This is a genomic window from Alcanivorax sp. IL2, from assembly GCF_047495475.1.
Taxonomy (GTDB): domain Bacteria; phylum Pseudomonadota; class Gammaproteobacteria; order Pseudomonadales; family Alcanivoracaceae; genus Alcanivorax.
Window position 1 is genome coordinate 1,005,618 of record NZ_CP179932.1, and the last position, 18,765, is coordinate 1,024,382.

General features: G+C 60.1%; 21 protein-coding genes. 10 read left to right on the forward strand and 11 right to left on the reverse strand.

Annotated elements, in window-relative coordinates:
- Positions 1-2: 2 nt before the first annotated feature.
- From lgt to ACMG4N_RS04730, 3 genes are all read left to right on the forward strand, one after another.
- A complete protein-coding gene (gene lgt / locus ACMG4N_RS04720; RefSeq protein WP_297765139.1) occupies positions 3-815 on the forward strand; it encodes a prolipoprotein diacylglyceryl transferase in 813 nt (270 codons plus the stop codon).
- Positions 812-1,645, forward strand: coding sequence for a thymidylate synthase (locus ACMG4N_RS04725; protein ID WP_297765141.1), 834 nt, complete (start codon positions 812-814; stop codon positions 1,643-1,645). The genes lgt and ACMG4N_RS04725 overlap by 4 nt, the downstream gene beginning before the upstream one ends.
- A 77-nt stretch (positions 1,646-1,722) precedes the next feature.
- The gene (locus ACMG4N_RS04730; protein ID WP_297765144.1) at positions 1,723-2,232 is read left to right on the forward strand and encodes a dihydrofolate reductase; all 510 of its coding nucleotides are present in this window, start codon (positions 1,723-1,725) and stop codon (positions 2,230-2,232) included.
- 220 nt (positions 2,233-2,452) lie between these two features.
- Here the strand turns inward: ACMG4N_RS04730 and ACMG4N_RS04735 are convergent, their stop codons facing one another.
- The 3 genes from ACMG4N_RS04735 to ACMG4N_RS04745 all read right to left on the reverse strand — a co-directional run bounded on the left by ACMG4N_RS04735 (position 2,453) and on the right by ACMG4N_RS04745 (position 4,545).
- A complete protein-coding gene (locus tag ACMG4N_RS04735; RefSeq protein WP_297765147.1) occupies positions 2,453-2,872 on the reverse strand; it encodes an OsmC family protein in 420 nt (139 codons plus the stop codon).
- Between the two features lie 201 nt (positions 2,873-3,073).
- A complete protein-coding gene (locus tag ACMG4N_RS04740) occupies positions 3,074-3,754 on the reverse strand; it encodes a hypothetical protein (protein ID WP_297765150.1) in 681 nt (226 codons plus the stop codon).
- 296 nt (positions 3,755-4,050) lie between these two features.
- Positions 4,051-4,545 (reverse strand): DUF6231 family protein, encoded by a 495-nt coding sequence (locus ACMG4N_RS04745; protein WP_232221997.1) that lies wholly within the window; start codon positions 4,543-4,545, stop codon positions 4,051-4,053.
- A gap of 282 nt (positions 4,546-4,827) precedes the next feature.
- On the opposite strand from ACMG4N_RS04745, the gene hemP reads away from it, so the two are divergent.
- Positions 4,828-5,004, forward strand: coding sequence for a hemin uptake protein HemP (gene hemP / locus ACMG4N_RS04750; RefSeq protein WP_035245286.1), 177 nt, complete (start codon positions 4,828-4,830; stop codon positions 5,002-5,004).
- 296 nt (positions 5,005-5,300) lie between these two features.
- Entirely contained in the window at positions 5,301-6,263 is a 963-nt protein-coding gene (locus ACMG4N_RS04755) for a ChuX/HutX family heme-like substrate-binding protein (protein WP_297765155.1), read from the forward strand.
- A 409-nt stretch (positions 6,264-6,672) separates the two neighbouring features.
- Here ACMG4N_RS04755 and ACMG4N_RS04760 read toward each other — a convergent pair whose 3' ends face one another.
- From ACMG4N_RS04760 to dapF, 5 genes are all read right to left on the reverse strand, one after another.
- Positions 6,673-6,987 (reverse strand): YqcC family protein, encoded by a 315-nt coding sequence (locus tag ACMG4N_RS04760; protein WP_297765158.1) that lies wholly within the window; start codon positions 6,985-6,987, stop codon positions 6,673-6,675.
- Positions 6,980-7,687: an HAD family hydrolase gene (locus ACMG4N_RS04765; RefSeq protein ID WP_297765161.1), complete on the reverse strand. Its 708-nt coding sequence runs from the start codon at positions 7,685-7,687 to the stop codon at positions 6,980-6,982. The genes ACMG4N_RS04760 and ACMG4N_RS04765 overlap by 8 nt, the downstream gene beginning before the upstream one ends.
- A gap of 220 nt (positions 7,688-7,907) precedes the next feature.
- A complete protein-coding gene (xerC, locus tag ACMG4N_RS04770; RefSeq protein WP_297765163.1) occupies positions 7,908-8,837 on the reverse strand; it encodes a tyrosine recombinase XerC in 930 nt (309 codons plus the stop codon).
- Positions 8,834-9,556, reverse strand: coding sequence for a DUF484 family protein (locus tag ACMG4N_RS04775; RefSeq protein ID WP_297765166.1), 723 nt, complete (start codon positions 9,554-9,556; stop codon positions 8,834-8,836). The genes xerC and ACMG4N_RS04775 overlap by 4 nt, the downstream gene beginning before the upstream one ends.
- Before the next feature lie 10 nt (positions 9,557-9,566).
- The gene (dapF, locus tag ACMG4N_RS04780; protein ID WP_366516905.1) at positions 9,567-10,421 is read right to left on the reverse strand and encodes a diaminopimelate epimerase; all 855 of its coding nucleotides are present in this window, start codon (positions 10,419-10,421) and stop codon (positions 9,567-9,569) included.
- A 359-nt stretch (positions 10,422-10,780) separates the two neighbouring features.
- On the opposite strand from dapF, the gene ACMG4N_RS04785 reads away from it, so the two are divergent.
- Positions 10,781-11,623, forward strand: a complete 843-nt coding sequence (locus tag ACMG4N_RS04785) for a 23S rRNA (adenine(2030)-N(6))-methyltransferase RlmJ (RefSeq protein ID WP_297765169.1) — start codon at positions 10,781-10,783, stop codon at positions 11,621-11,623.
- 214 nt (positions 11,624-11,837) lie between these two features.
- Entirely contained in the window at positions 11,838-13,331 is a 1,494-nt protein-coding gene (nhaC, locus tag ACMG4N_RS04790; protein ID WP_297765172.1) for a Na+/H+ antiporter NhaC, read from the forward strand.
- Between the two features lie 174 nt (positions 13,332-13,505).
- On the opposite strand, the gene lysA is transcribed toward nhaC, so the two are convergent.
- The 3 genes from lysA to argH form a co-directional block, all read right to left on the reverse strand.
- A complete protein-coding gene (gene lysA / locus ACMG4N_RS04795) occupies positions 13,506-14,747 on the reverse strand; it encodes a diaminopimelate decarboxylase (RefSeq protein WP_297765175.1) in 1,242 nt (413 codons plus the stop codon).
- A gap of 2 nt (positions 14,748-14,749) precedes the next feature.
- Positions 14,750-14,917 (reverse strand): LPS translocon maturation chaperone LptM, encoded by a 168-nt coding sequence (gene lptM / locus ACMG4N_RS04800; protein WP_297765177.1) that lies wholly within the window; start codon positions 14,915-14,917, stop codon positions 14,750-14,752.
- 95 nt (positions 14,918-15,012) lie between these two features.
- Positions 15,013-16,413 carry an argininosuccinate lyase gene (argH, locus tag ACMG4N_RS04805; protein WP_414433018.1) on the reverse strand — a complete coding sequence of 467 codons (1,401 nt, stop codon included), beginning with the start codon at positions 16,411-16,413 and terminating at the stop codon, positions 15,013-15,015.
- 149 nt (positions 16,414-16,562) lie between these two features.
- On the opposite strand from argH, the gene ACMG4N_RS04810 reads away from it, so the two are divergent.
- The 3 genes from ACMG4N_RS04810 (at position 16,563) to ACMG4N_RS04820 (ending at position 18,751) form a co-directional block, all read left to right on the forward strand.
- Complete coding sequence (locus tag ACMG4N_RS04810) at positions 16,563-17,600, forward strand: sensor histidine kinase (RefSeq protein WP_297765182.1); 1,038 nt, start codon at positions 16,563-16,565, stop codon at positions 17,598-17,600.
- Between the two features lie 15 nt (positions 17,601-17,615).
- A complete protein-coding gene (locus ACMG4N_RS04815; protein WP_297765186.1) occupies positions 17,616-18,356 on the forward strand; it encodes a LytR/AlgR family response regulator transcription factor in 741 nt (246 codons plus the stop codon).
- 83 nt (positions 18,357-18,439) lie between these two features.
- Complete coding sequence (locus ACMG4N_RS04820; RefSeq protein WP_035245269.1) at positions 18,440-18,751, forward strand: TRL-like family protein; 312 nt, start codon at positions 18,440-18,442, stop codon at positions 18,749-18,751.
- The last annotated feature ends 14 nt before the right edge of the window (positions 18,752-18,765 follow it).

The window sequence follows — 18,765 nt, forward strand, 5'->3', positions numbered from 1 at the left end:
TTATGGAATTTCCGCAGATTGATCCGGTGGCGATCGCCATTGGTCCCCTTCAGGTGCACTGGTACGGCCTGATGTACATGATCGGCTTCGCCGCTGCCTGGTTGCTGGGGGTGTATCGCGCCAAACAGCCGAACTCTGGCTGGACCAAGGATCAGGTGGGCGATTTGGTCTTCTACGGCGCCATGGGGGTGATCCTGGGTGGCCGGCTGGGTTATGTGCTGTTCTATAACTTCGGCAAGTTTCTCGATGATCCGATCTGGTTGTTCAAGCTGTGGGATGGTGGCATGAGCTTCCACGGTGGCGCCATTGGGGTGCTGGTGGCGTTCTGGTTGTTCGGCCGCAAGACCAACAAACGGTTTTTCCAGGTGGCAGATTTCATGGTGCCCATGGTGCCGATCGGCCTGGCCACCGGACGCCTGGGTAATTTCATCAATGCAGAGTTGTGGGGGCGCACCAGTGATGCGCCCTGGGCCATGGTGTTCCCCACTGATCCTGATCGCCTGCCACGGCACCCTTCCCAGCTGTATGAATTTGCGCTGGAAGGGGTGCTGCTGTTTCTCGTGCTGTGGTTCTATTCGGCCAAGCCCCGCCCGGCCGGGGCGGTGACCGGGCTGTTTGGGGTGGGTTATGGTCTGGGCCGAACCTTTGTGGAATTTTTCCGTGAACCGGATGCCCACCTTGGTTACCTGAGCGGTGGCTGGCTGACCATGGGGATGTTATTGAGCATCCCGATGATCATTCTCGGTGCCGCCATGATGGTGTGGGCCTACCGCCATGATGATCGTGTCGCTACCCCTTCCCGGAGTCGTTCATGAAGCAATATCTCGATCTGCTACGCCACGTGCGTGAGCATGGCACCTTCAAGGAAGACCGTACCGGTACCGGTACCTATGCGGTGTTCGGTCACCAGATGCGTTTTGATCTGAGTGAAGGCTTTCCCATGGTCACCACCAAGAAGCTGCACCTGCGCTCCATCATTCACGAGCTGCTGTGGTTTCTTTCCGGCGACACCAATATCCGTTATTTGAAGGAAAACGGGGTGTCGATCTGGGATGGCTGGGCGACCCCGGAGGGTGAGCTGGGGCCGGTCTATGGCGAGCAGTGGCGCAGCTGGAAAACCCATGATGGCCAGGTGATTGACCAGATCAGTGAGGTGCTGGCGGAGATCAAGCGTAACCCGGATTCCCGTCGCCTGGTGGTCAGTGCCTGGAATCCGGCGGTGCTGCCGGATCCGTCCATTTCCCCGGACGCCAATGCGGCCGCCGGCAAGCAGGCGCTGCCGCCGTGTCATTGTCTGTTCCAGTTCTATGTGGCAGACGGCAAGTTGAGCTGTCAGCTGTACCAACGCAGCGGCGATATCTTTCTGGGCGTGCCGTTCAACATCGCTTCCTATGCGTTGTTGACGTTGATGATGGCGCAGGTCTGTGGTCTGGAGCCTGGTGATTTCGTGCATACCCTGGGTGATGCGCACCTGTATTCCAATCATCTGGAGCAGGCAGATACCCAGCTGGCCCGGGATCCGCGTCCGCTGCCCACCATGACGTTGAACCCGGAGGTGAAAGACCTGTTCGCTTTTACCTTTGACGATTTCACCGTGAGCGATTACGAGCCCCACGCCCATATCAAGGCGCCGGTGGCGATTTAAAAAAACGCTTTTGCGCTTCACGCAACACGCCGCCACGCGTGGTGCATGCAAGCGTGCTGCGTGTCAGTGAGGTTTGCATGTCCATTCGTCTTTCCCTGATGGTCGCCAAGGCCAGCAATAATGTGATCGGCCGCAATAACAAGCTGCCCTGGTATTTGCCCAACGACCTGAAGTACTTCAAGCAGGTCACCTTTGGCAAGCCAGTGATCATGGGCCGCAAAACCTGGGATTCTCTGGGCAAGCCATTACCCGGTCGCACCAATATCGTCATCACTCGCCAGCCGGATTTTCAGGCGGAAGGCGCCAAGGTGGTGGCGACGCTGGAAGAGGCGGTGACCATGGCGGAAAACGTGGCCTTTATCGAAGGGCAGGACGAGGCAGTGGTGATGGGGGGCTCAGAGATCTATGCGCTGGCCCTGCCGAAAACGGACCGGCTCTATCTCACCGAAGTGCATGCGGAGGTGGACGGCGATACCTGGTTTCCGGAGTACGACACCGCTGAATGGAAAGAGATCGGCCGGGAAGATTTTTCCGCGGAAGGGCCGAATCCGTACGATTATTCGTTCGTGGTTTACGAGCGGAAATGAGGGACGAGTTAAGCTCGGCTTGAAAGCAAAAGGTTCGCCACCTCTACGAAGCTGCTGTAGGAGCACCGCTTGAGGTGCGAACCGAGTGCAGCGAGACGACAAAGACCAACGTCTGTCCGCCATTCTTTCTTGAGTCTGTCGAGCGCGGAAAGTCCTGATCGCCCTGCGGTCGATTTCCTCGCAAGCGCGGTTCGCGGCTCAAGCGCCGCTCCTACAACTCTTATCCTCTCGGTTTGATCAGCACTTCACTTTTCACCGACTGGGCAATAAAGCATTTCTCGTGGGCGCGCTGGTGCAGGGCCTGGATCTTGCCGGCGTCCGGTTGTTCGCCGCTGAAAGTCACCAGCGGCTGCAGCAATACCTGCCGCACATAAATCATTGCCTGCTCGTTCTGGCCAAGGACAGCTTCGGGGGCGTCATCGTAGCTGGTCACGGAAAGGCCTTCGCGGGCCGCTTCGGTGAGAAACGACAACAGGTGGCAGCTGGCCAGGGCGGCAATAAAGGCCTCTTCCGGTTCCATGAATTCCTGCTGGCCATGATGGCCATCCACCACACGGACTTCATTGCCATCGGCCAGGTGCCAGAGGTAGTGATCCTCGCCATGGGCGTTCCAGCTCAGATGCATAGTGTGTTGTGGCACGCGATATCCCCGGTTGGTTTATTCTTCAGGGCAGTATGCCATCAAAACAGCCACTTGCCATGGCGGCTTTGGTCGAAGTCGGTGACAAAACGTCAGTGGGCGGTGTCGGGTGTATCCGCAAGGGCGAGCGTCGGCATGGCCAAAAAGCGGGCAATGGTGGTGGCGGGAAAGTCAAAACATTACCGTCACCTCTTACCGGTTCTACGTGGCACTGTCCTGTGCCATTTCCCAATAGCGGAATACGGCTACATTCACCAGTGCGCTCATCAGGCTGATCGGCAAACCCACCAGCAGAGCGGTAGCCTGGGGCTGGCTGATGATGGACGTGACCAGGCTGGCCAGGATGCTGCTCATCAGCAGATAGGCAAGGAATACCAGCACCAGTATCAGCAGTAGCGGCCACTGCTGGGCTTCTGTCATGGCGAAGGACTGACGCAGCGCATCGATGGGGTTGCGGCGCTTCAGGACGACCAGGAAAGGCGCGAAACATAGGCGGGTGTAGACCCACAGCGCAGGGAAGAAAAACGCCAGCCAGCCCAGTGAGACACCCACGGCCATGATGGCATAGGTGGCCAACAGCATCGGATAGACCAGCAAGGCGGCGGCCAGACACTGCAGCAGCCCTGCCGGTTTGCCGGTGCGCGCGGCAGCGAGCTGGGCGATCAACGCGCCTTCCGCCAGGGGCCGGCTGAGTAGCACGATAGCCAGGCTGATGCCGCTGAACTGCAGGGCGCCGCCGGCTTCTTCCGGAAACACAAAGCTGGGCCCAAACAGCCACTGGCTGGCTTCGGTGAGCAGCGCAAAGGGGGCCGTGACCAGGAAAATGGGCCCCAGGTTGCGCCACCAGAAATAGAGGATTTCGCGAAAACGTTGGCTGATCATGTCGGTTGTAAGGTGTAGCCGGAAAGGCGCTATTTCACCACAGCGGGCGGGATGTGCACAGGGAAAGGCGGCAATATTCGTGTCGGTCGTTGCAGGTGGGACGTTTGGTGGCCAGTAGGGTGGATTAGCCGCAGGCGTAATCCACCTGCCCACAGTGGAGATAAATCCAGGCCTCCCTTTAACTCGCCAGCGAGTTGATGTCGCGCCTCCATAGCTTTGGAGTCAACGGCAGAGGGAGGGTTGTGGATTACGCCTTCGGCTAATCCACCCTACGTTACAGTCGGGCTTGGGGGTGTTCACCACCAGTATTTGCCCCAGTTTTCCGGGTTGGCCCAGAAACGCGGGTTGTTCCATTTGCGCTCGAAGTTGTAGTTGTCCAGGTCGTAGCTGTAGATGTTCAGCTCGCGGCCATCCTGGGCAAAGTGCCCCTGTTCCCGGCAACCCAGTGCCAGAAATCCATTGCTGGGCCAGCGCAGTTTCTGCGGGGCCAGGGTGGGCTGGTACACCGCCACCATGGAATCGGTGTGCAGGTTTCGCAGCAGGCCCATCAGCGCCTCGCCGTCCCGCTGGCTCATGTACTCCAGCTGGTCGGCCACAATCGCCATATCTACCCGCTCGATATCATCCAGTGCCGCAAAGGGATCCTGCTCCTGGATTTCCACCAGATTGCAGTCATGGTCTTTGCACCATTGGCTGACGACGGGGATGGGGTTGAGGCTGACGGTAACAATGGAGGAAGGCTGGTGGCTATCCAGGATAGCGGCCAGACGTTCCTGGGGGGATTCAGTCATGGGGTGTGCCATCGCGGTATTCATGAATTCAGTCTAGCGCGGTTGTGCAGGGCTTTCGATAGGGGAACGTAAAAACACTTGCCGGTGGGAATGCTGGACGGCGGACGAAGAAAAGCAACGCGCGCAGACGTCTGATCGCGGACGCCAGACAAGGTAAAGGGTTCACGTAAAAAGACACACTCAGGCCTGCTTTGTGATTCCCGTCAGAAAATTCGGGAAGAGGATTGACGGACCCTCAATCAGTAATGATAATGATTCTCATATACAGACAAGGAGGCCAGCATGACTCAGCTCAAGAAGAACGTCACCACGACGACCCGCCGGGTTGCCATCAATGCAGAAAGCAGTGTTGCCAGCAGCTTGCTGCTCAATCATCAGGGCAAGCTCTGGATTGAGCATGCCGGTGAGCGTTACCAGTTGCGACGCACCTCCAATAACCGGCTGATTCTGACAAAATAACGCGGTACGCAACACGCTTTACGCAACAACATTTAACGCCTTTGCGCTGCGCCAAGCGGTCCAGCGCGGAGTCAGTTACGCCAACTCCCGGGATTCTTGTTTCGCGTTGTTGTCCGGGACGTGTTGCATACCGCGCTTTCTTTTCTCCCTGACGTGGATCGCCAGCCGCCGCCAGCTTTCCACACCTAACAACAAGCACCATCGACCATTAAGGCGCTTCTGAATAACACCTTGCTGAACATGCACAGGGTTATTCAGCGGTTCCTTGACCGTTGGTGCGGCGATCTGGAGGTAGCATGTCAGTGATGGCGTGGTCCCCGGCGCCGGCGGCATCTCCTCTGCTTCGGCAGTGCGGCGCTGCACTCGGTGATCGGGTTTTGCGATTGCAGGACGAGCCGCTGGCCATTCTCAAGGCCCTCTATCGACTCGGCTCCCTGGTGGTGACCACCTTTACCAGTGGTTCCCGGGTTTCCCAGAACATGCACTACCCGGCGTTCCATGAGGGTGAGTGGTGGCTGGAGTCAGTCGGCGACCGTTGTCGATTACGACAAAGTCTGCAGGTATCCCAGTGGCATTCCGTGCTGGCTGTACTGGAACCTACCGGCGCCTTGCCGGCCCGCAGCCTGGTGTTTTTCGATCGTCAGGGGCAACCGCTGCAACAGATGGCAGTGGCCCCGGACAGTGGCGGCCTTGCCTTTGAGGAACTGGTCTGTGCCATGCTGCATCCGGATCAGCAGACGCTAACGCCGCCTGCCGGCCTGCCGCACATTGTGGCGGGTGAGTTGGGGTCACTATCGCAGCTGGAACGCGACTGGGCCGCCAGTGTCGATGAGGAGGATTTTTCCCAGCTGTTGCAGCGCTGCCACAATCAGAGAGATGTGCTGTATCGGTCGGTGCGTGACAGCTTTGCCTGCCGGGTGCGCCCGGAAACCTTGCCGGCGGTGCTGGCGGATGCGTCGCGTTGCGATAAGGCGACCACCTTGTGTGTGGGTAATCAGGGGGTGCGTTTGTGCATGACCGCACCCTGGTCGTCGCCGCGCTGGCAGGGCAGTCATTGCCATCTGGCCCACAACGGCGCGCTGGTGTCCCTGGACATGGCAAAGATGCACAGCCTGTGGCGCCTGCGTAAGCCCGGTGATGGTCAGGTGTTGACGGCTCTGGAAGCGCTGGATGAAAACGGCAACTGGCTGTGGACGCTCTCGGCAGGGGAAGCAGAGTCAGACTGGCGGGCGTTATTGAGGGATAGCGTGATTCGCTAGCTACGAGCTACGCTCGATTGGAAAGGGTGGAAAGTTCCTCGGACCTCGGCATTTCTACGAAGCCGCTGTAGAAACGGAGCGTAGCGGAGTAACGCACGTTTTGCAGTGCGGCCCGAAGGGTGAGCGCAGCGAATAACACCTCTTGAGGTGCGAACCGCGCTTGCGCGGAAATCGACCGTAGGGCGATCAGGGATATCAGAGCTCGACAGGTTTTCAGAAAAGACGGGCAGATCTGGGGGTCTGTTGTCTCGCTACGCTCGGTTCGCCATGCAAGCATAGCTCCTACATAAAAGCCACAGTCCTTTGGCAAGGCCTGAATCACGCCGCCAGCGACGCTTCTACAGTGTGTCGGTTCGCCTGCAGGCAGCCTCCTACAGATATGTGCATCTGGCTCCGCTTGCCACTCCCCTCAAAAGTGCTCGTCGAACTGCTTGAGCAGATCAATGATCTCGCTGACATCCTGCTCCATTCCTTTTAGTGCTTCTTCCGCCATGGGGCTCACGTCGCACTGGCCGGGCAGGGGATGGTCGGCGTCGAGAATGGCGCGGAAGCGGGCGATAAAAACCCACTGCAGCCACTGGCTGAACGCCATGGTGTCGGCAAAGAAGGGGGTGCTGCTGTCGAAGGCAGAGGGCGCCGGGGCTTGCTGTTCCCACAGGCCCTGCTGGTCCATCTCGGTCTGCAGGTTGTCCAGAAGACAGATAAGTTGTGCGCGCTTAGTCATCGAAAAGAGGTACCAGGTCCGGGAGTTCGTGAAGGTTGTGAATATGGTGACGGGGGTGAGCCAGATCAACCGGCCAGTCCAGATCAATCAGGTTGGCCCAGATGGCATGCATGCCGTGTTCGCGAGCAGCATGCACATCCTCCAGGGGGTGGTCGCCCACATGGACGGCCTGGCTGGCATCGACCCCGGCAGAGGTCAGTGCCGCCAGGAACATGTCCGGTGCGGGTTTGCGCTTGCCGATGGTTTCCGCGGAATGGTGGAAGGTGAACAGCTCGGCGATGCCGATTTGCTGCAGGTCCGCGTTGCCATTGGTCAGGGCGCCCAGCTGATAGCTGTCGGCCAGCTGTTCGAGAACCTCCAGGGCGCCGGGGAAAAACGTCACCTGATTACGGGCGCGGTGGAAAACCAGAAAGGCTTGTTCGGCAATCTTGCGCGCCTCGCCGGTGCTGTAGCCATGCTCGGTAAAGGCCCGTGCCATGGCGTCCTGGCGCAGTGCGGTCAGGTTATCCAGATAATCCGGCCGCTCCCGCAGTAGGGCAGTGCGTACCGCGCGGACTCGCTCGGCGCTCAGCGCCTGGGCGGCTTCCGGATGGCGGTCGATGATCCAGTCACTGCATGCCTTCTCCGCCCGGCGAATCACTTCGTCCACCGGCCAGAGGGTATTGTCCAGATCAAAGGTAATCAGTTTGAGTCGGCTCATGGCGCTATTGTAACGCATGGCAGGGGCTGAGGCCCGGCGATGGCTACGACCCTGCTGTAGGAGCTCCCTTCCAGGGGGCGAACCGTGCGCAGCACGGAATCGGCCATAGGGCGATCTGGGATCTCCAGACTCCATAGGTCCTTGAAAATGGCCCCCTTTGGGTGCCTCGCTGCGCGAGGTTCGTCCCCTGGAAGGGAACGCCTACAGGAAGCGGCAGACGTCAGGACGATTCCTCGTCATCCCTGTTGCGGCGTTGCGCTCTGGGGTGAGCGCCATCATAAACCTGCGCCAGGTGCTGGAAATCCAGATGGGTGTAGACCTGGGTGGTAGCCAGGTCCGCGTGGCCCAGCAGTTCCTGTACCGCGCGCAGGTCGCCGGAGGATTCCAGTAAATGGGTGGCGAAGGAATGGCGCAGCTTGTGGGGGTGCAGGTGGTCATCCAGGCCCCGTTCCAGGGCGTGACGTTTCAGCCGTTGTTGCACGCTGGAGGGGGACAGTCGCCGGCCATTCTTGCTCAGAAATAGCGCTTTCTCTTCGCTGTCCTTGATAAACAGGGTGCGGGCCTTGAGCCAGCGGCGCACGGCAGTGAGGGCCGGTTTGCCGATGGGGAGCTGGCGGGTCTTGTTGCCTTTACCGGTGACCAGCAACTGGCCGGCGCTCAGGTCCAGGCTGTCCAGGTTCAGGCTCAGCAGTTCTGCCAGGCGCAGGCCGCAGGCGTAAAACAGTTCCATGATGGCCTGGTCGCGCAGGCTCAGTGGGTCGCCTTTTTTCATGCCTGCGTCCAGCAGCTGGCCCACCTGATCCGCATCCAGGGCCTTGGGCAGGCGCTTGCCACTTTTCGGTGGCCGCACATCCACCGCCGGGTTATCCCGGGCCAGCCCTTCCCGCATCAGATAACTGTAAAAGGTGCGCAGTGTGGACAGCAGCCGGGCAATGGTCTTGCCGCCTTTTCCCTGCCGATGCAGGGTGGCCACCAGCGAGCGCATGTCGTGCACGGTGAGCGTGGCCCAGTCCCGCTGCCCGGTGAGGCGGAAGGCTTCTTTCAGGTCACGCTGGTAATTGCTGACGGTGTGGGGGGAGAGGCGGCGCTCGAACTCCAGATGTTGCAGGAAGGCAGTAACGGTGTCTTTATCGCGGCTTCCGCTGTTCACTGTTCATTGATCTTTTTGGCTGCCTGATGCGGGTATTGCCGCAGGACTTCGTGCAGGCGGCGGCTGAGTACCTGGCCGATGTGGGTGATGAACAGGGTGCCCAGAGAGCTGCGGAAGTGCATGGCGCTTTTGCTGCCGATGGCCAGCAGGCCCAGCTTGCCCTGGTATTCCAGCGGCACCATGGCGGCGGAGCGGATGTCGGTGGCATGTTCCTGGAACAGGGCCTGCATTTCCTCTTCGCGCATGGCGCCGCAGACCGCCTTGCCGTTGCGCAGCAGATGGTTGAGGGCGCTGGGCAGAGCATCGCTGTCCACGCAACGAATCTGATTGCGCAGATCGCCAAGGATGGGCAGTTCCCGGTCGTAGAGCATCAGCGCCACCCGGTCGCAGTGAAAATCGTCACCGAGGCTGCCGAGCAGGTTGCGGAACAGTTTTTCCGCCCCCCGCGCTTCCAGCAGAGACAGGGTCAGGCGGCGGGTCTTGTCGAACAGGTGATCGTTTTCCCGGGCCACGTCCAACAGGCCGTTGAGGCGGTCACGCAGCTCGTTATTACGGTCGCGGAGAATGGAGGCCTGGCGTTCCAGCAGTGAGACGGCTTCCCCTTTGGAGTCTGGCAGGCGCAGCAACTCCAGCAGCTCCGGGCGGTGCTGGAAATAATCCGGGTTGTCGCGCAGGTAGGCGGCAACCTGGTCGGCGCTGGCTTTGGTGTTCTCCGTCATGAGTCCGTCCTTATACGGCCGCTGTTACATCAATGCTGCCATCATAGACATGGCTGGCAGGGCCTGTCATCCGGATGCCACCCTGGCCGGTATAGCGAATCTGCAAGGTGCCACCGGGCAGGTGCACGGTGACGTCCTGATCCAGAAATCCCCGGCGCTGGCCGATCACCACGGCGGCGCAGGCACCGGAGCCACAGGCCAGGGTTTCCCCGGCGCCCCGTTCATAGACGCGCAGGCGGATTTCATTGCGGCTGACGATCTGCATGAAGCCCACGTTGACCCGCTCCGGGAACTGCTCGTGGCTTTCCAGCAGCGGTCCCACGGTCTCGACTGGTGCCGTGTCCACATTCTCCACCAGCAGGGTGCAGTGCGGATTGCCCAGGCCGACGGCACCGACTTCGTAGGCATTGCTGTCAGCCATCAGGAAGTAGGTGTCCTGCTCGCCCTTGGCGCTCAGGGGGATCGCTTCCGGCGCCCAGCGCGGCGCGCCCATGTCCACGGTGACCTGCTCGTCGTCGGTCACTGCCAGGGTCATCTGCCCGGCGGCGGTTTCCACCACGATTTCGGCCTTGTCGGTAAGCCCGTGATCGCGCACGAAGCGGGCAAAGCAACGGGCGCCGTTGCCACACTGGCTGACCTCGGAACCGTCTGCATTGAGGATGCGGTAACGGAAATCCGCACCGGCGGCACGGGCCGGTTGAACGATCAGCATCTGGTCAAAGCCCACGCCGAAATGCCGGTCGCCCAGGCGGCGGATCTCGTCGACGGCAAACGGCACACCGGTTTCCGGCAGCGACTGGCTGATGCCGTCGATGACCATGAAATCGTTGCCCAGGCCGTGCATTTTGGTAAAGCGCAGGTTCATGCGAGGTGTCCGGTACGGGTAAAAGGCCATTGTACTCCGGGATGCGAGCGACGTCAGGTGATGGCGTATTAGCGATGTTGCAGAAGCGTTCAGGCTTGGCCACGAAGCCACTGTAGGAGCGCCTCTTGAGGCGCGAACCTGAGCCCAAGCGAGGGATGGGGTTCCGGGTGGCAACAAACCATCTACAAACTTTGGGGTGTGCCTAGCGATTTTTCTTTCGCCTAAGCTCGGATTCGCGCCTCAAGAGGCGCTCCTACAGTGAGCCCTGTAGAAACATCCATATCGTTCAGCCAGCGACGTTCCTATGGTGGGGGGCATTCGGTGTACAATGCGCCCTTACACTTCTTCAGGTTGTCACCATGCTTTCCTATCGCCACAGCTACCACGCCGGCAACTTTGCCGATGTTCTCAAGCACATCGTCCAGGTGGCGATCATCGAGTACCTGAAAAAGAAGGATAAGCCCTTCACGGTGCACGATACCCATGCCGGGGCCGGCAGCTATGCCATTGCCAGTGATCACATGCAGAAGACCGGGGAATACCGGGACGGCATTGCCCGATTGTTGGATAACCGCACCGGTGTGGGGGTGATTGACCAGTACGTGGCGCTGGTGAAAAAACTCAACCCGGTGGGCAAGCTCACCGAGTATCCGGGTTCGCCGCTGATCAGCGCCAGCCTGTTGCGCGAGCAGGACCGGCTGCAGTGTTCCGAGCTGCACAGTACCGATTTCGAGTTGCTGCAGCGTCGCTTTGCCGATGACAAGCGGGTGCGCGTGGAAAAACTGGATGCCTGGCAGGGATTCAAGGCCATGTTGCCGCCCCAGCATCGCCGTGGCTTGGTGCTGATCGATCCTTCCTATGAAATGGAAGCGGATTACCTTGGCCTGTTGCCGGCGTTGCAGATGGCCATGGATCGCTTCTCCACCGCTACCTATGCCATCTGGTATCCGGTGCTGGACCGTAACCGCACCGAGAGTTTCATCCGCCGTTTCGTCAAGGCAGAGATTCCCAATATGCTGCGAGTGGAGTGTTGCCCGCGCCCGGATGCCTCTGGCCGTGGCATGACCGGCTCCGGCATGCTGATCGTCAATCCGCCTTACACGCTGGCCCAGCATATGGCCCAGGCCATGCCTGTGCTCAAGAATGCCCTGTGCGAGCCCAACGGCCACACTCTGGTAAGAGAGCTGACCGGCGAGGCCTGACAGCCTTAACAAAATAGGGTGCGATGGGGCACGTGAATCGCACTGGGCGGGAGAATCAGGCACTCGCCTGTCAGGCCGACCACCGGCAATGCGCCTTCGCCAGGGTGCTGGTAGACTGCGCCGCTTTTCGCGCCGCCGGTAAGTGTTTACTCGCCGGCGAAGGCCCATAACGGGAAAGAGAGCAACCGGACAGACAGCCGTCGGTAAGCCTGCCATGACACAGTCCTCTTCACATCGTCGCCCCAGCCTGTTCGATGCCCTGCTGCCTATAGTCGTGCTGGTGGCGCTGTTGGCGGCGGCGGTGTACCTGTTCGGCGACAGTGCTTCTTCCGGGCCCAACCAGATTGCCCTGTTGCTTTGTGCCGGGCTGGCCTCGCTGATTGCTTTCAAGAATGGTATGTCCTGGCGGGAGATCGAGACCGCCATGATCAAGGGCATTGCCGTGGCCCTGGGCGCGGTGCTGATTCTGCTCAGTGTAGGGGCATTAATTGGTACCTGGCGGCTGGCCGGCATTGTGCCGTCGCTGATCTATTTCGGACTGGAGCTGATGAACCCGGCCCTGTTCTATGCAGCGGCCTGCCTGATCTGCGCCATTATCGCCCTGAGTATCGGTTCCAGCTGGACGGTAGCGGCCACCGTGGGGGTGGCGCTGATCGGGGTGGCCAACGGTCTGGGGTTGTCGTTGCCGGTGGCTGCCGGGGCGGTGGTGTCCGGGGCCTATTTCGGCGACAAGATTTCGCCGCTGTCGGAAACCACCAATCTGGCACCGGCGGTGGCCGGCTCGGATCTGTTCGAACATATCCGCCTGATGCTGTGGACCACGGTGCCTTCCATTGTCATTGCTCTGCTGATTTTCCTGTTTATGGGGCTCAATGCGGAAGTGGCCGGTGACACGGTGAACCGCATCCGCCCGTTACTGGCCGGTCTGGATAACCAGTTTCATATTTCCTTTCTGCACCTGATTCCCCTGTTGGTGCTGCTGGTGCTGGCGCTCAAACGCATGCCGGCGCTGCCGGCGATCTTTCTGGGAGCCTTGCTGGGTGGCGTCTGGGCATTGCTGTTCCAGCCCGAGGCCATTGCCGCCCAGGCGGGCGTGGCACAGGCGGATCTGGTGGCGTCACTGAAAGTGGTGTGGCAGACCTTCTATGGCGGTATCACCGTGGAAACCGGCGATGCGGCGCTCAATGATCTGCTGTCCGGTGGCGGTATGGCCTCCATGCTCAACACGGTCTGGCTGATTCTCTGCGCCATGACCTTCGGGGCGGTGATGGAGCATGCCGGTTTGCTGGCGAAGCTGATCGAAGGGCTGCTGGCGATGGTGAAGGGCGCGGCGGGGTTGATTACGGCCACCCTGGCCACCTGTCTGGGCAGCAACATCCTCACTGCAGACCAGTATATTTCCATCATCATGCCCGGGCGCATGTTCCGCGAGGCCTATGAAAAGGAAGGGCTGGCGCCGGTGAATCTGTCCCGGGCCCTGGAAGACGGCGGCACCATCACCAGCCCGCTGATTCCCTGGAATACCTGCGGGGCGTACATGCAGTCGGTGTTGCTGGTGCCGGTGACGGACTATCTGTTCTACGCGTTTTTCAATCTGATCAACCCGCTGCTGGCGCTGGTCTATGCCTGGCTGGGGATCAAGGTGCTGCGCCTGACCCCGCCGGCGGCAGGGGATGTGGCCCACGGGCCTTCTTCGAAATCCCTGTAGGCGCCGCGAACCGCGTGCAAGCGCGGAGCGTCTGCAGGAGAATCCAGCCTCTCTGGCCTTGTCGTAACTCGTGCGTTAATGCTGGCAGCGGCCCTACCAAAACGCGGTGATAAAAAAAGGCGGAGATACCTGTCTGGTATGTCCGCCTTTTGATTTCATTGCTACCCGCGGGTGTCAGGGCAGCAGCGACTCCAGTTTCAGTTGGTCCTCAACGGTTTCCCGTTGGCGCACCACAAAGGCCTGGTCGCCATCCACCATCACTTCAGCGGGGCGGTTGCGGCTGTTGTAGTTGCTGGCCATGGCAAAGCCGTAGGCACCGGCGCTGCGAATCGCCAGCAGGTCGCCGGTCTCCAGGGACAGGGCCCGGTCCTTGCCGAGGAAGTCACCGGTCTCGCAGACCGGGCCGACGATATCCCAGTCCCGACAATCCGCATCATGGGGTTTCACCGGCACGATATTCTGCCAGGCCGAATACAGGCTGGGGCGGATCAGATCGTTCATGGCGCCGTCGACGATGGCGAAGTTCTTGTGCTCGGTGGGCTTGAGGAACAACACCTGGGTAACAAAGATGCCGGCGTTGGCGGCAATGGCCCGGCCCGGCTCGATGTGTACCGGCAGGTCGCCGGGGATGTGCTTGAGCAGGGCCTGCACATAATCTTCCGGAGCCGGTGGCACTTCGTCGTTATAGGTCACGCCCAGGCCGCCGCCCAGATCCAGGTGGTGAATCTCGATACCCAGATGCTGCAGTTGCTCCAGCAGCTTGAGCACGCGCTCCAGCGCATCTTCAAAGGGCGACAGCTTGGTGAGCTGGCTGCCGATGTGGCAGTCGATACCCAGTACCTTGATGTGCGGCAGTTCGGCGGCGCGTTGATAAAGTGCGGGTGCCTTGGCGATATCCACCCCGAACTTGTTGTCCTTCAGGCCGGTGGAAATATAGGGGTGGGTCTGGGCGTCCACATCCGGATTTACGCGGATGGCGATGGGCGCTTCCCGATCCAGTTCGCCGGCCACCAGGTTCAGCAGTTCCAGCTCGGCGGCGGACTCCACGTTGAAGCAATGGATGTTGGCTTTCAGTGCGGCGGCCATTTCATCGGCGGTCTTGCCGACGCCGGAAAATACGATCTTGTCGGGATCGCCGCCGGCCCGCAGTACTCGCTCCAGCTCGCCGCCGGAGACGATATCAAAGCCGGCGCCGCAACGGGCCAGCACGTTCAGTACCGCCAGGTTGGAGTTGGCTTTCACCGCATAACAGACCTGGTGAGGGTGATCACCGAAGGCCTCATCGAAGGCCTGGAAGTGACGCTCCAGGGTGGCGCGGGAATAGAGATACAGCGGTGTGCCGAAACGGTCAGCCAGTTGTTCTACCGGCAATTCTTCGGCGAACAGCTCGCCATCGCGGTACTGAAAGTGGTCCATGATTATTCCTGTTCACCGTCATCCTGGTCGGATGCGGCGGGTTGGTCGGCGTTGTCGTCCTGCACCTCTGTGGGCTCGGCGGCGGGTTCCTGGGGGGCAAAGTACAGCGGGCCTTTCTGGCCGCAGCCAGCCAGCAGAACGACAAATAGCAGGGCGATGATGCGCATCATCAAGCTCCGAATGTGCGAGCGAAGGCGGATAGCGTGGTGCTTCCCCCTCGACGAAGGGTGGCGGAAAGGGCCGTGCCCTGTCCGCCCGAGGTTGATCAGTTTCCGGTATTGTCCAGCGCTTGCCGGGCACGGGCAACTGCGGCACGCACCTGATCCGGGGCGGTGCCACCGATATGGTTACGGGCGCTCACCGAGCCTTCCAGGGTCAGCACGTCGAACACGTCGTCTTCGATCTGGTCACTGAATTGCTTCAGTTCCGACAGGGACATGTCGCTCAGGTCCTTCTTCTTTTCTACGCCGTAGGCCACGGCCTTGCCAACGATTTCGTGGGAGTCGCGGAAGGCAATGCCCTTGCGCACCAGATAATCGGCCAGGTCGGTGGCGGTGGCGAAACCGCGACGGGCCGCTTCGCGCATCACCTCGCGATTGGGTTCCAGGGCCGGGATCATGTCGCCGAAGGCGCGCAGGCTGCCTTTGATGGTGTCCACGGCGTCATAGAGCGGCTCTTTGTCTTCCTGGTTGTCCTTGTTGTAGGCCAGCGGCTGGCTCTTCATCAGGGTCAGCAGGCTGATCAGGTGGCCGTTGACGCGGCCGGTCTTGCCGCGCACCAGCTCCGGCACGTCCGGGTTTTTCTTCTGCGGCATGATGGAGCTGCCGGTGCAGAAGCGGTCGGGCAGGTTGATAAAGTTGAACTGGGCGCTGGTCCACAACACCAGCTCTTCGCTGATCCGTGACAGGTGAGTCATGGTCAGGGCCGCCAGGGCGCAGAATTCGATGGCGAAGTCCCGGTCGCTGACGGCATCAAGGGAGTTTTCGCAGACGCCGTCGAAGCCCAGCAATTCGCAGGTCCGTTCCCGGTTGATCGGGTAGGTGGTGCCGGCCAGGGCAGCGGCGCCCAGGGGCATGCGGTTGACGCGCTTCTTGCAGTCCAGCAGGCGTTCGCGGTCGCGCTTGAGCATCTCGAACCAGGCCAGCAGGTGGTGGCCGAAGGTCACCGGCTGAGCGGTCTGCAGGTGGGTGAAGCCGGGCATGATAGTGGCGGCTTCACGCTCGGCCAGGTTCAGAAGGCCGGTCATCAGGTGCAGATACTGCTCTTCCATGATCAGCATTTCATCACGCAGCCACAGGCGGATATCCGTGGCCACCTGGTCGTTGCGGCTGCGGCCGGTGTGCAGCTTCTTGCCGGTGATGCCGATCTTGTCGGTGAGCCGCGCCTCGATGTTCATGTGCACGTCTTCCAGGGCCACGGACCACTGGAATTCACCGGCTTCGATTTCCTTCTGGATTTCCGCCAAGCCGTTGATGATAGCGTCGCGTTCCTCATCGGTGAGCACGCCCACTTCTGCCAGCATGGTGGCATGAGCCTGGGAGCCGAAGATGTCCTGGCGGTACATGCGCCGGTCGAAATTCACGCTGGCGGTGAATTCCTGAACGAACTGATCGGTGGATTCGCTGAAGCGGCCGCCCCAGAGTTTGTTCTGCTGCTTGTCGGTCATCGTACGGTTCCCATGCATAAAGCCGGATTTGCGAGGCGCGCAGTATAGCAGGGACCGGGGAGCCCCTGAACAATCGGTATTGCTTGGGTGATCTGCTCGCTTAATGTATAACTGCTTGTAACTAGTGATTTTTACTGACCGGAGATTCAATGGCGGCCACGGACGACCAGCCCAATTCAAGCTTCCTGCCCGACTTGTGCAGCACCCGCGCGGTGCTGGTAGTGGTTGTCGTGGCAGAGCTAATGGCTCTGGTGATCAACCTGGTGGCCACCTATTACAGCGATTTCAGCATGGGCAGGCTGGCGATCACCTCACTGTTTGTGCAATGGGTGGGGCTCACCTCGGCGGCGCTGGTCTGCCAACTACGTCCCAGGCTAAATCGCCTGGCGCCATCCGTGGCAGCCGTGGCAGTGGTCTTGCTGGTGGTGGTCGACACCCTGGTGTTCAGCGTGGTGGCTGCCCTGGTGATGAGCTGGGTGACCGGGACCCTGATGCCGGGCTCCCTGTGGTCCATGGAAATTCTGGTCAACGGCCTGATCGCTGCCATTATTGCCGGCCTGGTGATGCGCTATTTCTATGTGCAGGAGCAGCTTCGCCAGAAGGGGCAGGCGGAATTGCAGGCGCGAATACAGGCCCTGCAATCGCGGATTCGCCCGCATTTCCTGTTTAATTCCATGAACATCATTGCCAGCCTCATTGCGGTGGATCCGGATACGGCCGAGAAAGTGGTGGAGGATCTCTCTGTGCTGTTCAGGGCCAGCCTGAAGAATATCGGCAATGAGGTCTCTCTGGATGAGGAACTGGAGCTGTGTCGACGCTATATTCATATTGAGCAATTGCGCATGGGCGAGCGTCTGCAGGTGGAATGGGACATCCGCGTAGAGGCAAAAAGCGTGATGATTCCGCTGTTAACCTTGCAACCCTTGCTCGAAAATGCCATTTATCATGGCATACAGCCATTAGCTGCGGGCGGCGTGGTGACGATCCGGGCCCTGGCAGAACATGGCGAGCTGGTATTATCGGTGAGTAACCCCAAGCCGGAAGGCGACGGGCACCACAACGGCAACCGAATGGCGCTGGAGAATATTCGTCATCGACTGGAAGCGTTGTATGGTGACGAGGTGGCGGTGGAATCACGGCCGCAACAAAAAGAATACGAAATCGAAATCCGATATCCGCTGCAATAAAAAAGGATGGGAATTATGCGGGTGCTTGTGTGCGACGACGAACAACTGGCTCGGGACCGGCTGAAGCGGCTGGTAGAGAAAACCGAGGGTGTTGAAGTGGTGGCAGAAGCGGCCAACGGCCGCGAGGCTGTGGATCAGGCTCAAATCAGCAGACCAGACGTGATCCTGATGGATATTCGCATGCCGGAAATGGACGGTATGGAAGCCGCCGAGCATCTCAGCAAGATGGATAATCCCCCGGCGCTGATCTTCTGTACCGCCTATGACGAACATGCCCTGCAGGCTTTCAAGGTCCATGCGGTGGATTATCTGCTCAAGCCGGTCAGTGCCGATGATCTGGCCACGGCACTGGGCAAGGCCCGGACCCTGAATCGGGTGCAGCTGGCGGAAATCGGCAGGGACGTTAGTGAAGAAAAACCGCGCCGGCGTGGGCATATCAGTGCTCGTACCCACCGGGGTCTGGAGCTGGTGCCGGTGGATGAGGTGCGTTATTTCCTGGCTGACCAGAAATACGTCACCGTCTGCTCCGGCGAGGGCGAAGTGCTGATCGATGAAACTCTCAAGGAGCTGGAGACCGAATTCGGTGACCAGTTCGTGCGTATTCACCGCAATGCCCTAGTGGCGTTGAAGTTTATCGAGGGTATGGAGATGGCCACCGCCGGCCACCACCAGGTACGCCTGCGCGGCATTGATGAAAGGCTCACTGTCAGCCGCCGTCATGTGGCCGGCTTGCGCCGGGTGCTGCAGAATCTGTAGTCGTTAACAGAGGTTCATCGGCATGCTAGCCTTGGATCTCTCTATGTTCCCAGCAATCCAATAACAAGAACAGGAAACCTGCCATGAAAAAGCTTCTTCTTCTGCTGGTCAGCGCCGCAGCGCTGAGCGGCTGTGCCTCCGCTACCATGCCGGTCACCGGTCTGCTTTACGGCAACGTGAAGGCGCCGCTCACCGCCACCGCTTCCACCGAGAAACCCACCCGGGTTGGCCGAGCCAGTACCCGTTCGATTCTCGGCATCATTGCCTCCGGCGATGCCAGCATCCAGACCGCCGCCCGTAACGGCGGCATCACCGAAATCCATCATGTGGACTACGAGTCCCAGAACTTCTTCGGCGTGCTGGCGGAGTTTACCGTGGTGGTTTACGGCAACTGAAAAGACCAGCTACA

What these genes read in the sequence shown, in the direction of transcription:
- ACMG4N_RS04785 (WP_297765169.1), top strand. Translation starts at nt 10,781, where the DNA reads ATGCTTTCCTATCGCCACAGCTACCACGCCGGCAACTTTGCCGATGTT.
- lptM (WP_297765177.1), bottom strand. Translation starts at nt 14,917, where the DNA reads ATGATGCGCATCATCGCCCTGCTATTTGTCGTTCTGCTGGCTGGCTGC.
- ACMG4N_RS04765 (WP_297765161.1), bottom strand. Translation starts at nt 7,687, where the DNA reads ATGAGCCGACTCAAACTGATTACCTTTGATCTGGACAATACCCTCTGG.
- ACMG4N_RS04760 (WP_297765158.1), bottom strand. Translation starts at nt 6,987, where the DNA reads ATGACTAAGCGCGCACAACTTATCTGTCTTCTGGACAACCTGCAGACC.
- lysA (WP_297765175.1), bottom strand. Translation starts at nt 14,747, where the DNA reads ATGGACCACTTTCAGTACCGCGATGGCGAGCTGTTCGCCGAAGAATTG.
- lgt (WP_297765139.1), top strand. Translation starts at nt 3, where the DNA reads ATGGAATTTCCGCAGATTGATCCGGTGGCGATCGCCATTGGTCCCCTT.
- argH (WP_414433018.1), bottom strand. Translation starts at nt 16,413, where the DNA reads ATGACCGACAAGCAGCAGAACAAACTCTGGGGCGGCCGCTTCAGCGAA.
- ACMG4N_RS04745 (WP_232221997.1), bottom strand. Translation starts at nt 4,545, where the DNA reads ATGACTGAATCCCCCCAGGAACGTCTGGCCGCTATCCTGGATAGCCAC.
- ACMG4N_RS04725 (WP_297765141.1), top strand. Translation starts at nt 812, where the DNA reads ATGAAGCAATATCTCGATCTGCTACGCCACGTGCGTGAGCATGGCACC.
- ACMG4N_RS04810 (WP_297765182.1), top strand. Translation starts at nt 16,563, where the DNA reads ATGGCGGCCACGGACGACCAGCCCAATTCAAGCTTCCTGCCCGACTTG.
- dapF (WP_366516905.1), bottom strand. Translation starts at nt 10,421, where the DNA reads ATGAACCTGCGCTTTACCAAAATGCACGGCCTGGGCAACGATTTCATG.
- ACMG4N_RS04755 (WP_297765155.1), top strand. Translation starts at nt 5,301, where the DNA reads ATGTCAGTGATGGCGTGGTCCCCGGCGCCGGCGGCATCTCCTCTGCTT.
- ACMG4N_RS04815 (WP_297765186.1), top strand. Translation starts at nt 17,616, where the DNA reads ATGCGGGTGCTTGTGTGCGACGACGAACAACTGGCTCGGGACCGGCTG.
- hemP (WP_035245286.1), top strand. Translation starts at nt 4,828, where the DNA reads ATGACTCAGCTCAAGAAGAACGTCACCACGACGACCCGCCGGGTTGCC.
- nhaC (WP_297765172.1), top strand. Translation starts at nt 11,838, where the DNA reads ATGACACAGTCCTCTTCACATCGTCGCCCCAGCCTGTTCGATGCCCTG.
- ACMG4N_RS04730 (WP_297765144.1), top strand. Translation starts at nt 1,723, where the DNA reads ATGTCCATTCGTCTTTCCCTGATGGTCGCCAAGGCCAGCAATAATGTG.
- ACMG4N_RS04775 (WP_297765166.1), bottom strand. Translation starts at nt 9,556, where the DNA reads ATGACGGAGAACACCAAAGCCAGCGCCGACCAGGTTGCCGCCTACCTG.
- ACMG4N_RS04820 (WP_035245269.1), top strand. Translation starts at nt 18,440, where the DNA reads ATGAAAAAGCTTCTTCTTCTGCTGGTCAGCGCCGCAGCGCTGAGCGGC.
- ACMG4N_RS04740 (WP_297765150.1), bottom strand. Translation starts at nt 3,754, where the DNA reads ATGATCAGCCAACGTTTTCGCGAAATCCTCTATTTCTGGTGGCGCAAC.